This is a genomic window from Candidatus Pantoea formicae (assembly GCF_011752625.1).
GTDB classification, from domain to species: Bacteria; Pseudomonadota; Gammaproteobacteria; order Enterobacterales; family Enterobacteriaceae; genus Pantoea; species Pantoea formicae.
Window position 1 is genome coordinate 939,820 of the sequence record NZ_VWXD01000001.1, and the last position, 13,467, is coordinate 953,286.

A 13,467-nucleotide genomic window follows, 5' to 3' on the forward strand; every position below is an offset into this window, starting at 1 on the left:
AAGTTTCCTGTTTATGCCTGGACCGCCGGGATCTCATCAATGTGATGGTAGATACTCAACCCCAAAGCCTGACCGACTTGCACATCCTTGTCTGCTCCCGTCGAAGCACCCGGCATGCGTAAGATGGCATCACAGCGTTGGATAAGCCGATGCGCAACCGGATACAAGAAGGCTTCACTGATTTCATCGCCAATCTGCTGTGAGCCTGCCGCACTGGCCAGAGGCAATGCCAGCCATTCACCAACCACGGGAATGTGCCCTTTTTGATATACCTGCAAGGCCATGTTATCGAGCCGCTGCATGTTGTTGTCGATCAGAGCCTGATCGTCATTAGTGCCACTGCGTACCGGACCCGCAATCAGAATCATCATGACTTCTTCTCCTCAAATTGAATGTTTAGCGCCAGGTGTTGTAGCAGCATGATGGTTTTGGCATCCACAATCTCGCCGCTACAGATCGCGGCCAGTGCTTGCTTGAGGGGCCATTCCAGCACTTCAATATCTTCACCCTCCTCTTCGAGACCGCCACCGGCATGTTGTCGGTCGTCATCGCTATACTCCGCAATAAAGAAAAAGAGTTTTTCAGTCACCGAGCCTGGGCTCATATAGGCTTCCATCACTTTCTCAACATTGCGAACGGTGTAACCGGTCTCTTCCTGCGCTTCGGCAATGATGCGCGCCTCCGGCGAGGCGTTATCCAGCAACCCCGCAGCGGCCTCAATCAAAAAGCCATCATGCCCATTGATATAAATGGGAAAACGAAACTGGCGCGTCAGCACCACCGTTTGTTTACGACGATGATAAAGTAGGATCACCGCGCCATTCCCTCGGTCATACGCTTCGCGGCTTTGTTCTTGCCAACTGCCGTCGGAACGCTGTAATTCGAAGGTGTATTTTTTGAGCGTGTACCAGTTGTCAGATAACAACTGCTCACGAATATGACGAACTTTTTGCTGCATGTTTAGCCTCCACCTGATGACAAAGCAGACGTTACCATGCATAATCATGCAAATACAAGCAAAAACACGAACGAGAAAATGATGCTTTCCAGCCAACGTAAACAACAGATTCTGGCGATACTTGCCGATGAAAAACAGGTGATGTCCAGTGAGTTAAGCCAGCGCTTTGAGGTCTCTGAGGACTCTATCCGGCGCGATCTTCGTGAGTTGGCTAGCGAGGGATTGCTGCAGCGCGTCCACGGAGGTGCGCTGCCGGTTTCTGCCGCTATTGCGCCTTTTGAAACACGCAAAAACGTGCAAATAAGTTCTAAACGCCTGATCGCGCAAAAAGCGGTACAGCTAATCCAGCCAGGCCAGGTGGTGATCATTGATGGCGGGACCACCACGGCAGAGATGGTGCAGTTGTTACCCAAAACATTGGCCTTTACTGTGGTCACGCACAGCCCAAGTATCGCCGTGGCGCTGGTCGATTTTCCGTTGGTTGAGGTGATCATGATTGGTGGTCAGCTTTATCGTCACTCCGTCGTTGCGGTAGGCTCGGCGGTGCTCGAAGCGATTGCTCACATCAATGCCGATCTGTTTTTTATGGGCGTCACGGGCGTGCACAAAACCGCAGGGTTAACCACGGGCAACTATGAAGAGGCCGGTGTGAAGCGTGCGCTGGCAGCCCGTGCGGCGGAAACAGTGGTGATGGTGTCCAGAGAGAAGCTTAATTCGGCATCGGCCTTTGCCATTGGCGATTTATCCCTTGCCAGTACGCTGATTGTGGATGGTGAACCTGATAGCGCCATGCAACAGTTATTGCAACAAAAGCAGATTACCCTGCTGTAAATCGCACCACTTTAGGCTACCGTGCTATGAGCATTCACTCATAGTGCTGGAGCCAATGATGAGAGATTTACCGCCTACCGCTACCCTGCGGGCTTTTGAAGTCGCAACACGTCATGCAACCTTTACCGCCGCCTCCGAAGAGCTGCATATCACGCAAAGTGCCGTCAGCCATCAACTCAAAAATCTGGAGGAGATTTGGGGGCTTCAGCTTTTCCAGCGCGGTAAAACCCTGACACTGACTCCAGCAGGGGCAGCACTGGCACCGATTGTGCGCGAATTTTTCCATAAGCTAGAAGCCACGCTAGCCGATCAACGTGAACAGGTCGGCCGTGTGCGATTGCGAGTCAGCACCACTTACTCCTTCGCGCTGAAATGGCTACTTCCACGCCTGCCGAGCCTGGCTGAACAACATCCTGAAATAAAGGTGACGATCGAGAGCACCGATGACGCGATCAATTTCTCTGACAATGACCCTGATGTGGCGATTCGCTTCGGCTATGGCAACCAACCGGCATTGCACTCCGCGTTTATGTTTCGCGAACAACTGTTTCCTGTGGCCAGTCCGGCATTACTGCAGCGCCTGGGCACACCTGTCGGACCTGCGGAACTGCTGCGCTATCCCTTATTAACCCGTGATGGTGCTGATTTAGTGCCTAAGTGGGAAATCTGGTTCAAGCAGGCTGGCATCAGTATGAGTGCGATGCAGGAAAGCGTGCGCTTTGCTGATACCAACATGACAATTGAAGCCGCACTGCTAGGCCAGGGTATTGCGCTGGCACGCAGCGGACACGTTGAAAAAGAGATTAACGACGGGAGTTTAGTGCGCTTGTTCAACCTCTCTTTTCCCTCGCCAGCGGCTTACTACTTTGTTTGTCCAAAAGGCGCTGAAACGCAGACACACATTCATCATTTCCGTGACTGGTTGTTAGAAGAATCTCGTCAGGCGCAGCAAAATTATCTCTGAGCATGAGCTTTTACTCATGCTTGCATGTTGAGACTTCGCTTTAACTTTGGGCGTGCGCTGCATAGCATCAGCGCATGCCAAATTCACTGATTTTCCTCACCCTGTTTGCCGCCCTGCTGCATGCCAGTTGGAATGCGCTGCTACGTGGTGGTCACGACCGGTTATGGTCAATGACCATCATGTGTATCGCCATTGCTGCGGTCAGTGCCGTGGGCGCACTCTTTATTTCACCGCCCAATCGCGCAAGCTGGCCGTTTGCGATTTTGTCTGCGGTACTGCATGTGGGCTATAACCTGTGTTTGGTGCGCAGTTATCAGACAGGCGATTTAGGGCAAATCTATCCCGTTGCACGCGGGTCATCGCCACTGTTGATTACCCTTGCCGCAGCGCTGTTTGCCGATGAAAAGATCACAGCACATACGCTGCTTGGTGTGGCATTGGTATCAGGCGGCATTCTTTTTCTGGCACTGCGGGGACGAAAAATCGTCACGCCAGGCCTGCCGTATGCACTGGCCACCGGCGGATTTATTGCTGCCTATAGTGTGGTAGATGGGATGGGGGTTCGACTCGCAGGGTCTCCGCTTGCCTATACGGCGTGGATGAGCGCCTTGTGGGGAGTGATGATGCCGGTAGTCTATATCCTACTGCGCGACGCAAGCAGCCTATGGCAGCCACGCCCGGGAACAGGGATGGCAGCGCTAGGGGGAGTAGTGTCGTTGTTGGCTTATGCCATCATCATTTACGCCATGTCTGGCGCACCACTGGGCGCGGTGTCGGCACTTCGCGAAACCAGCGTACTGTTCGCCGCCTTGATCGGGTATCTGTTTCTTGGAGAATCGCTGACGGTGCGCAAAATAGCCGCCTGTTCAGTGATAGCGATTGGCACGCTCATCATCGGGTAATAAACCCATGATTGAATAGAGAGATTCACGCTTGCCTCAGTGGCAGCACAGGATAAACAGGAGAAAGATGACGATGTCTGAGTTTCCGAGCATTGCCCTTGTCGGGCCTGGCGCGATCGGCACAACCGTTGCCACCGCCCTGCATGAAGTGAATCGCACGCCGCTGCTCTGTGGGCGCACGGCCCACAGCCAATTACTGTTGCGCTATGAGGGCGGGGAAATTGTTGTACCGGGTCCGGTGTTGAGCAATCCAGCAGAGATCACGAAACCTTTTGCGCTGGTATTTGTGGCGGTAAAAACCACGCAGGTCACTGAAACTGCCCCATGGCTGGCTAAGTTATGCGATGAAAATACGGTGGTCTGCGCCCTGCAAAACGGTGTGGAGCAAGTTGAACAACTATCACCGCTGGTCAATGGCGCAACGGTACTGCCCTCCGTGGTTTGGTTCCCGGCACAGCGCGAACCTGATGCTTCTGTGTGGCTGCGTGCCAAACCGCGACTGACCTTGCCCGATGTCGCCCCCGCTCAAAAAATTGTTCAGGCGTTGCAGCATTCACGTTGCGCAGTCGAACTCGAAGCGGACTTCCTCTCCATAGCCTGGCGCAAACTGTTGCAAAACGCGGTGGCGGGTTTGATGGTGTTATCCAATCGTCGCGCAGGCATGTTTCAGCGCCAGGATATCACGGCATTAGGGCTGGCTTATCTGCACGAATGCCTGACCGTAGCACGCGCAGAAGGCGCAAAATTGAGTGATAACGTGCCACAAGAAATCATTGATGGCTTCCATCGCGCGCCAACGGATTTAGGCACCTCCATTCTTGCCGATCGCCAGGCGAACCGAGCCCTGGAATGGGATATCCGCAACGGCGTGATTCAGCGACGCGGTAAGGCGCGCGGTATCGCGACACCGATCAGTGATGTGGTGGTGCCGCTACTGGCGGCGGGCAGTGAGGGGCCAGGCTGACGGTTTCTTCACTCAGGAGTGACTCATCGAGTCACTCCTCCCTGGCTGCATATAGGCGCAGTTACACTGCTTCACTCATGACAGACTGGAACTGCGCATGCCACATGTCATAGAATTTCCCGCGTTTGTTCATCAGCGAAGTAAAATCGCCATTCTCGATGACCTTACCCTCCGACATCACCACGATGCGATCAAAGGCTTTAATGTTACCTAGCCGATGAGTGACGGCAATAACTGTGGTGTTAAGTGCCAGTATATCCATGAATAATTGGTGTTCGGTTTCAGGATCAAGTGATGATGAAAACTCATCAAATATAAACAGATTGGCGTTTCTAAATAGAGCGCGCGCAATCGCTAATTTTTGCCATTGCCCGATTGAAAGTTCATCCCCACCGAACTGTTTACCCAAACCGGTGTTCAAGGCATACGGGAATTTAACTTGTTTAATTAACGCTTCAAGACGTTCAGCATGCATTTCTGCCTCGTAGTTGCTTAAGGCAATATTTTCCCCCACCGAGAACTCATATTTCCCATATTCCTGGAACACGGTGGCAATCTGTTGGCGGTAATGTTCAATATCCAGATTTTCAAGCGCAATGCCTGATACAGATATCGATCCATGTTGAGCCGCATACATGCGTAATAAAAGTTTTATTAACGTGGTTTTCCCACTGCCATTATCCCCCAAAATGGCCACCTTCTCGCCAGCATTAAGGCTGAAATCAACGCCATTCAGTGCAGGGCTGTTACGACCCGGATATTGAAAGTACAAGCCTGCTATATGGATCGAAAAGGGGTGATGATGCGGCAGCGCAACCTCTCCGTTCACCACCGGTTCAATCTCATCGGTGATAAAAGAATGGTAACTGTCGAAAAAGGCGCTGGTGCTTTTAATATTGACCCCGTAGGTTGCGATCTCATCCAGATGCGATTTCATCATCACAATTGACTGGAATACCATCACCAGCGCGCTCACCGCGAGATGGCTGTTTCGCAGCGTATTGAGGAACAAATACACACCGGCGAACAGCATTAACAAACTCAGAATACTGGCTGGAATCGGCATCAAAAGTGCACGAATGCGCTGCTTGTGCATACGCTCATGCATGCTCTTCGCTGCTCGTGTAAATTTCTCCAGCAGATATTTTCCCAACCCGTAAAGCCGAATCTCCTGCAGATAGCTTTTGTCCATACTCAGGCCGTAAACGTAGCGCATGAGAATCGAATCTTTCGAATTTTTTAGCAGATTTTCCCAGTATTTTCGTTCAATACGCAGATTAACCAGAATTAACGGAATAACAGATAACGCGCATATTGCTGAGCCTATTCCCGAGTATTTGACCAACACCACCAGCAACCCCGCAGCCATCACCAAAGCTCTGAAGGTATAGATCAAACAAATAATAAAATTCAATGGCCGATAAGCCGCTTCTTTTTTCAGGAATTCCAACTGTTCATAGCGCTCCTTGTTATCAAACAGGCTGAGTGAAAATGAGCTATTCATTCTTTGCATAATACGGCCACTAAAATGGCTGGTGGCGATCTCAGTGACATCCCCCTGAAGCAGGTTGACCAAAGGCTGCATTAACTGAATACCCAGCAAAGAAAGACACCATAAACCAATGGTGACCATCAAATCGTTGTTACTGGTGGCCGATGTTTGCAGGCCATTGATGATTTCTCCCGTCATGAAAATATTCAGTGCCGGAATTAAACCTTGTAGAACAATGATAGCGATGAGTGCGGAAATACGTATTGGACAGGATAAAAACACGTAGCGGATTGCCAAAATCACTGACTGCCTCCCTGATTGCCGTTGATTTGAGTGAAGCCCTCACCATGATAGATGATAATGAGATTTATTTGCAGTAAGTGATCGACATTCTCTCTTTCACTCGGTTTGCTCTCAAGGACTCCACCTAGAAAATGGGGTTGACAACTCACTTTCGTAACTCTCATTATGTTACGTTATAACATTACACTCTCGGTCAATCATGCACTCTCTCTCAAAGGCTTTTTTATCTCTTATTCTGGCATTAAGCAGCGCGCATACTCTGGCAGCAAACTTTCCTCTCACTGTCAAAAATTGCGGTAGTTCAGAAACCTTCAACCAGCCCCCTTCCCGGGTGGTGACGATTGGCCAACATGAAACAGAACTTCTGCTTTCACTAGGGCTGCGCAGCAAAATTGTTGGAACATCCGTTTGGTTCGGCGCTTTGCCGTCTGATTTAGCAGAAGCAGGAAAAGGACTCACACGACTCGCCGACAATTCCCCAGGATTTGAAGCGGTGGCCGCTCAACGACCAGATTTAGTGTTGGCCCAATACAGTTGGCATGTGGGTCCACAAGGCGAAGTCGCTACGCGCAAGCAGTTTGAGCAACTCGGCATCAACACCTGGATTTCACCCGCAGATTGCGAAGGGAAAGCAGTGACCGCCACCTCAAACGGCGACGGCGCGCGGGTCACGCCCTATTCAATCAACGTGATCTTTGATGAGATTACTGAGCTCGCCGCTATCTTTGATGTCCCGAATCGCGGTGAAGAACTCAAGAAAACCTTAGCCGCGCGTGTTCAACAGGCACAGAAACGCGCAGAGGTGACAGGATCTCATCCCCTCAAAGTGGTGTACTGGTTTTCCAGTACGCGCCTGAAGGGTGACCCTTGGATTGCAGGCAATTTTGGCGCACCGGGATGGATCAGCAAGACGCTAGGACTGAAAAATATCTCGGATTCATCAGACGAGTGGCCTGCTGTGAGTTGGGAGCATATCGCGCAATCTCAGCCTGATATTATCGTTATCGCCAGTATGGACAGAAGGTTGTACCCCGCCGATGACGTCGCTGTTAAGCAAGCGTTTCTGACCAGCGATCCCGTGACCCGCGAAATGACAGCGGTTAAGCAAGGTCATATTGTCGTGGTGCCCGCCATGTCTCTGAATCCTTCCCTGCGAAATGTGGATGCCGTCGAACTGATTAGCCAACAGATCGCCACGTTTAAATAAGATGAGAACGGCAAAGTTTGTAACAGTCGCGCTTATTTTGATGGCAGGTCTGCTAAGCCTGCCTGTCATGATGGTTTTTTCGGCTTCCATCGGTGATATGCCCATCTCATTGACCGATACCACACGCGCTATCACCAATGGGTTGGGCATCACTCACTACAATTTGCCGCGAGTTGAAGCGGGTATCATTTGGCAATATCGCATGAGCCGGGCTTTGATGGCGGCATGCAGTGGCGGCGGATTGGCAATATGTGGGCTGGTGTTGCAATCGTTACTTAGAAATCCTCTGGCGGAGCCCTATCTGCTGGGGATTTCCGCCGGCGCATCCACTGGTGCGGTTGTCGTGATGTTATTGGGTGTTGGCAGCAGCGTGGTCAGCGTGGGCGGGGGTGCCTTTGCAGGAGCCTGCTTGACTTTTGCCTTCATCCTGCTCCTTTCACGCGGGATGGGCGGTAACACAGGGCGCATTATTCTGGCCGGCATTGCCGGTACACAACTGTTTAATGCGCTCACCTCTTACATTGTCAGCACCGCAGCGAACGCTGAGCAATCCCGTGGCGTGATGTTTTGGTTGTTGGGAAGCTTGAGCGGTGTGCGCTGGGATGATGCCATACTGTGCTCCGTGGTCATTGTTGCTGGCCTATTGGTGATCATGCGTTATGCACGTACGCTAGACACCTTCTCCTTTGGCAGTGAAGTTTCAGCAACGCTCGGTACACAGGTGACGGCAGTGCGTATCGTGTTGCTGTTGATCACCGCGCTGATAACCGCAGTGATTGTCAGTTCCATTGGTGCAGTGGGTTTTGTGGGCTTAGTGATCCCTCATGTGACCCGCATGCTTGCCGGTCATCGCCATCTTGTCACCCTTCCCATCGCATTCCTGGCTGGCTGCCATTTCATGATCATCGCTGACCTGATTTCCAGAACGCTGATCGCACATCAGGTTTTGCCTGTTGGCGTGGTGACGGCGTTGATCGGTGCGCCGGCTTTCGCTTTCATCCTTTACCAAAGAGGAGCCCCTCAACGGTGACGATTTCTGTCCATGACCTCAGTGTGCAACTGCAAGCTCGTCGTATCCTTACAGCGATCACGTTACACGCGCCACAGTCTAAAACCGTGGGTTTACTTGGGCCTAACGGTTCCGGTAAATCCACGCTACTTCGTGCACTTGCCGGGCTGATCCCCGGCACGGAGGCGCATATCCACATCGGTAAAGAAACGCTTAGCCACCTCTCGCGTCTTCAATTAGCGCGCAAGCTGGCTTTTGTTCCTCAACACGCTGAAGCCGATGATGAATTAACCGTGATAGATATTGTTCGCCTAGGCCGCACGCCGCATCGCCGCGCATTCACTTTTTGGACGGCAGAGGATAATGCGGCAGTACAGGAAGCCGTGGCACTGATGCAGCTCGAAAAGCTGGTCGATCGCTGTTGGCATCAGTTGTCTGGTGGCGAACGACAACGCTGCCAAATTGCGCGCGCGCTGGCGCAAAGACCGGATGTGTTACTGCTGGATGAGCCGGTGAATCATCTGGATATTCAGTTTCAGCTGGAATTAATGCGCCTGGTTTCATCGCTTCCGATTACCGTCGTTATCGCTCTGCATGACCTTAACCTGGCGGCAAAATACTGCCAGCATCTGGTGGTGCTCAGCGAGGGGCAGGTTGTGACGGCGGGAACACCTGCCGACGTATTGACACCAGAGCGTATTAGCGCGACATGGCGGGTGAAGGCGCATATCAATACTTCCGAAGTCGGCGTATTGAACATTCAATATGTTTGAATACCGAGGAGGTGTGAAGTGATGCCCTTACAACGGTGAAACAAAACTGATTTCTTCGCTGAGCTAAACAAGAATGGGTTTACTCATAACGTTAAGCGACCTTGAATAGCTAATACATGTCAGTTAAGCATAGGGGGGAGAACGCAGTCTGGTGCCGCTCTGGGGCTGGCGGTCCTCGCGCCGCTCACGCGGTACCTTCACTTCACTCGTCAGCCTGACGGACCGGCGCAGACGGGACTGTCCCTGTCCCGGCTGCACCTTTCGCCAGCATCCATGCTGGCTCTCCTGGCTTCCTCATTCCGTTCAGCGCTGCGAAATGCCTGCCCCAGAGCGGCACCAGCCTGCTTGCTAACATCCTGTTTACGCTGTTGGAAAGGGCTCGATGGTGAAGACTTTAGCGCTTTTACTGCCACAAAGGGCACAGTGTTTGAGGCCACAGCGCCTCTGATGCTGCAAGGGCTATTCGCAGCGCTGAGGCGGAGACGTCGTGCCAGGAGCCAGGCGCAGGGATGCGACAGGCAGTTCGGGTAGGCCATGGATGGCCGTACCCGAACGTTCCGGCCAGCACGACGTTGCAGCCGAGGGTACCGCGAAGCGGCGCGAGGACGGCCCGGCAGCAGCAGAGGTGCTGTGGCCCGCACAAACACACGCACAAAAAAAAAGCCGCCATTGTAAGAAAATGACAGCCTTATACGCACAGGAACTTAACTAACAGGCTTTACCGTTAAGAGGGCATTTTTTATTATTGCCAGTGCTGCATCAAACTGCGCATCAGGAATAGTCAGCGGATAAAGGAAACGAATCACATTGCCATGAGGTCCGCACGTCAACAACAGTAAGCCTTCCGCCAGTGCCTGTTTCTGCACGGCTTGAGCCGCTGCCGCAGAAGGTGCACCGGTGGCAGGATCGCTGAATTCGGCAGCAATCATCGATCCTACACCGCGAATGTCGCTCAATGCCGCGCAGGTTTCTACCGCATTTTCCAGCACCGCACGCAGTTTATCGCCGAGTTGTACCGCACGTTCACACAACTTTTCGTCATTGACGGCATCAATGACCGCGTGGGCAGCTGCAATAGACAAAGGGTTGCCAGCATAGGTTCCGCCCAAACCCCCAGGCAACGGGCTCTCCATGATCGCGGCTTTACCCGCGACCGCTGAGAGCGGCATGCCACCTGCCAGGCTCTTTGCCATGGTCATCAAATCAGCCTGATGAGCGTAATGGTGCATGGCAAACAGCTTACCGGTGCGCGCAAAACCACTCTGCACTTCATCCGCAATCAATACGATGCCGTGTTGATCGCAAAGCGCACGCAGCGCGGCAACGAACTCGGCGGGTGCCACATTGAAACCGCCCTCACCCTGCACCGGTTCAAAGATAATCGCGGCAACCTGCTGCGGTTCGATATCGCATTGGAACAGCGACTCTAAAGAACGAATGCTGTCCTGAACGCTGATACCACGTGCCTCTGAAGGATAAACGGCATGGAACACCGAACCTGGGAACGGACCAAAGCCGACTTTATAAGGCTTCACTTTACCGGTTAGCGCCATGGTCATATAAGTCCGTCCATGGAAACCGCCACCGAAAGCAATCACGCCCGGACGTCCAGTGTGGCAACGGGCAATTTTAATCGCGTTCTCCACGGCTTCTGCACCCGTAGTGAAGAATGCTGTTTTGGTCTCACCTGCAATCGGAGTTAATTCATTGATTTTTTCCGCCAGGCCAACATAACTCTCGTAAGGCACAATCTGATAGGCCGTATGGGTAAAGTGCGCCAGCTGTTTTTCAATCGCTTGCACCACTTTAGGGTGGCGATGTCCCGTATTCAGTACTGCAATACCCGCTGCAAAATCGATGTATTCGGCACCCTCAACATCGGTAATAGTGGCGTTGTCAGCCTGCTGGGCATAGAAATCACACATTACGCCCACGCCACGCGGCGTCGCATTTTTACGGCGTTGGTTAAAATCAGCGTTCTTCATGGTTCAAACCTTCTCTTCAAACGACAGGATGCCTGCCTGAATTATTCAGGCATGGATTCAAACGTTAAAAATTACTTTAATTGTTCGTCGAGTTTCTTCGAGTCGTAATAATCACCTTGATAGGTGATTTTGCCCTCTTTCACTTTTATATAAGAAACACCGTGAAATTTAATCGGTTTGTTGGTTGCAGGACTACCCGCCCACTCGCCGCTGTTAATGCCCGAGAATACCCATTCGAAAGCCACAATATCGTGGTTATAAACGGGTTTGCCGACCATCTGCCATTTCAAGTCGGGGACACCATCAATAAAGGCTTTAATGACATTTTTTTCCGCATCGCTGTTGCCTTTTACCGGCGTGCCTACTGCCGCATCATAATAGGTCACATCTTTTGCCAGATAGGTACCGGCCTGATGGGCATTATGTTGATTCCATGCGCTCATATAATGCTGCACCTCTTCCAGTGGCGTTTCGCTGGCAAAGCAGTTGGAAGAAACAAACAGTGCTACGACCATTGCTATCTTTTTCATGATTAATACCCGCTCTTAAGATAAGTCACTCATGACGTGTTTAATGCGTGTGTATTCTTCTAATGAATACGCAGAAAGATCTTTTCCATAGCCAGACTTTTTAAATCCGCCATGCGGCATCTCTGCGCAAAGGGGAATATGGTTATTAATCCAGACGGTACCGAAATCGAGATCCCGGCTAAAGAGCTGTGCACGACGGTGATCGCGTGTCCATACGCTGGCAGCCAGACCGTATTCCACGTCATTGGCCATTGATAGCGCCTCACTTTCCGACGCGAAAGTTTGAATGGTCATCACCGGCCCAAATACCTCGTGTTGGACGGCTTCATCACTCTGCTTCAAGCCCGAAATAATCGTCGGCTCAAAGTAGAAACCCGGTCCACTACCCGCTTTACCACCTGTTTCGATGCGTGCGTGCGCTGGGAGACGGGCAATAAAGCCTTTGACTTGCTCCAGCTGATTCTGACTATTCAACGCGCCATAAAAGGCGTCTTGATCGTCTGGCTGACCAAAACGAAGGCTGCGTGCTTCACTGACTAATTTGTCGAGGAAGCCAGGATAATGTTCTTCCTCAACCAAAATCCGCGTTGCCGCAGTGCAATCCTGACCCGCATTAAAGAAACCTGCGGCACAGATGGTTTTCACTGCTTTATCGATATCGGCATCGCCAAACACAATTACCGGCGCTTTACCTCCCAGTTCCAAATGGGCTTTGGTGAGATTGGCTGCTGCCGACGCCGCGACTTGCAAACCAGCGCGCACGGAACCCGTGATCGACACCAGCGATGCATCGGTGTGTGACACCACAAGCGATCCACTTGCAGCTTTACCCAGCACCACATTAATGGCGCCTGCCGGGAAAAATGGCGCAGCCAACTCGGCCAGCAGTAAGGTGCTTAACGGTGTGGTATCACTGGGTTTTAACACCAGGGTGTTTCCCGCCGCCAGCGCTGGGGCAATCTTCCACACCGCCATCATGAAGGGATAGTTCCAAGGTGTGACCTGACCGACGATGCCCAATGGCTCGCGGCGGAGGGTCGAATTAAAACCCGCCATATATTCACCGGAAGCCTTGCCTTCCTGACAGCGCGCTGCACCGGCAAAGAAGCGAATGGCATCACAGGAAGCCGCAATCTCCTCCTGACGGATAAAGTGTTTCAGCTGACCGGTCTCTTCACTCTGGATATCGACGATGCGATCGCAGTGCTGCTCGATCGCATCGGCCAAGTGCAATAACGCGCGCTGACGTTCACTCGGCGTACTCTGCTTCCAGCTTTTAAACGCGACTTTGGCGGCGGCATAGGCCGCGTTGACATCCTCTTCGTTAGCAAGGGGAGATAATGCATAGACTTCACCGCTCACCGGGCTGACCAGTTCGAAAGTCTCACTACCTGAGCCCTCACAGAAGGCCCCATTGATAAAGTGTTTTATCTTACGCATGCCACAGGCTCCTTTAATCATATAACATATTATGTTTTATCATTATGATCGCAAATCAGGCAACGTTTCTTTCACATTAATTTGATTGCACTCGCATATTTGCCCATTC

Annotated in this window: 13 protein-coding genes; 7 read left to right on the top strand and 6 right to left on the bottom strand. The window is 51.9% G+C overall.

Going from position 1 to position 13,467, the window contains the following annotated elements; translation table 11 throughout:
• Positions 1-11: 11 nt before the first annotated feature.
• Together F3J38_RS04500 and F3J38_RS04505 are read right to left on the bottom strand one after the other, a co-directional pair.
• Complete coding sequence (locus F3J38_RS04500) at positions 12-371, bottom strand: NUDIX hydrolase (RefSeq protein WP_167135452.1); 360 nt, start codon at positions 369-371, stop codon at positions 12-14.
• Positions 368-958 carry an NUDIX domain-containing protein gene (locus F3J38_RS04505; RefSeq protein WP_167135454.1) on the bottom strand — a complete coding sequence of 197 codons (591 nt, stop codon included), beginning with the start codon at positions 956-958 and terminating at the stop codon, positions 368-370. Before F3J38_RS04505 ends, F3J38_RS04500 begins: the two co-directional genes overlap by 4 nt.
• An 81-nt stretch (positions 959-1,039) precedes the next feature.
• Between F3J38_RS04505 and F3J38_RS04510 the strand changes: the two genes are divergently transcribed.
• From F3J38_RS04510 to F3J38_RS04525, 4 genes are all read left to right on the top strand, one after another.
• Entirely contained in the window at positions 1,040-1,789 is a 750-nt protein-coding gene (locus tag F3J38_RS04510) for a DeoR/GlpR family DNA-binding transcription regulator (RefSeq protein ID WP_167135617.1), read from the top strand.
• 58 nt (positions 1,790-1,847) lie between these two features.
• On the top strand, positions 1,848-2,753 hold the full coding sequence (gcvA, locus tag F3J38_RS04515; protein WP_167135618.1) for a transcriptional regulator GcvA: 906 nt from the start codon (positions 1,848-1,850) through the stop codon (positions 2,751-2,753).
• Positions 2,754-2,827: 74 nt separating this feature from the next.
• Complete coding sequence (locus F3J38_RS04520; RefSeq protein ID WP_167135456.1) at positions 2,828-3,655, top strand: DMT family transporter; 828 nt, start codon at positions 2,828-2,830, stop codon at positions 3,653-3,655.
• Between the two features lie 73 nt (positions 3,656-3,728).
• The gene (locus F3J38_RS04525; RefSeq protein ID WP_167135458.1) at positions 3,729-4,619 is read left to right on the top strand and encodes an oxidoreductase; all 891 of its coding nucleotides are present in this window, start codon (positions 3,729-3,731) and stop codon (positions 4,617-4,619) included.
• Positions 4,620-4,680: 61 nt separating this feature from the next.
• On the opposite strand, the gene F3J38_RS04530 is transcribed toward F3J38_RS04525, so the two are convergent.
• The gene (locus F3J38_RS04530; protein ID WP_167135460.1) at positions 4,681-6,414 is read right to left on the bottom strand and encodes an ABC transporter ATP-binding protein; all 1,734 of its coding nucleotides are present in this window, start codon (positions 6,412-6,414) and stop codon (positions 4,681-4,683) included.
• Positions 6,415-6,613: 199 nt separating this feature from the next.
• Between F3J38_RS04530 and F3J38_RS04535 the strand changes: the two genes are divergently transcribed.
• From F3J38_RS04535 to F3J38_RS04545, 3 genes are read left to right on the top strand one after another with little or no spacing between them, the layout of a single operon-like run.
• The gene (locus F3J38_RS04535; protein WP_167135462.1) at positions 6,614-7,621 is read left to right on the top strand and encodes an ABC transporter substrate-binding protein; all 1,008 of its coding nucleotides are present in this window, start codon (positions 6,614-6,616) and stop codon (positions 7,619-7,621) included.
• A gap of 1 nt (position 7,622) precedes the next feature.
• Positions 7,623-8,651, top strand: a complete 1,029-nt coding sequence (locus F3J38_RS04540; RefSeq protein WP_167135463.1) for a FecCD family ABC transporter permease — start codon at positions 7,623-7,625, stop codon at positions 8,649-8,651.
• Complete coding sequence (locus F3J38_RS04545; protein ID WP_167135465.1) at positions 8,648-9,403, top strand: ABC transporter ATP-binding protein; 756 nt, start codon at positions 8,648-8,650, stop codon at positions 9,401-9,403. The genes F3J38_RS04540 and F3J38_RS04545 overlap by 4 nt, the downstream gene beginning before the upstream one ends.
• A gap of 704 nt (positions 9,404-10,107) precedes the next feature.
• Here the strand turns inward: F3J38_RS04545 and puuE are convergent.
• The 3 genes from puuE to F3J38_RS04560 form a co-directional block, all read right to left on the bottom strand.
• Entirely contained in the window at positions 10,108-11,388 is a 1,281-nt protein-coding gene (gene puuE / locus F3J38_RS04550; protein WP_167135467.1) for a 4-aminobutyrate transaminase, read from the bottom strand.
• Between the two features lie 71 nt (positions 11,389-11,459).
• Entirely contained in the window at positions 11,460-11,918 is a 459-nt protein-coding gene (locus F3J38_RS04555; RefSeq protein WP_167135469.1) for an ester cyclase, read from the bottom strand.
• A gap of 15 nt (positions 11,919-11,933) precedes the next feature.
• Positions 11,934-13,358: a gamma-aminobutyraldehyde dehydrogenase gene (locus F3J38_RS04560; RefSeq protein WP_167135471.1), complete on the bottom strand. Its 1,425-nt coding sequence runs from the start codon at positions 13,356-13,358 to the stop codon at positions 11,934-11,936.
• Positions 13,359-13,467 lie beyond the last annotated feature (109 nt).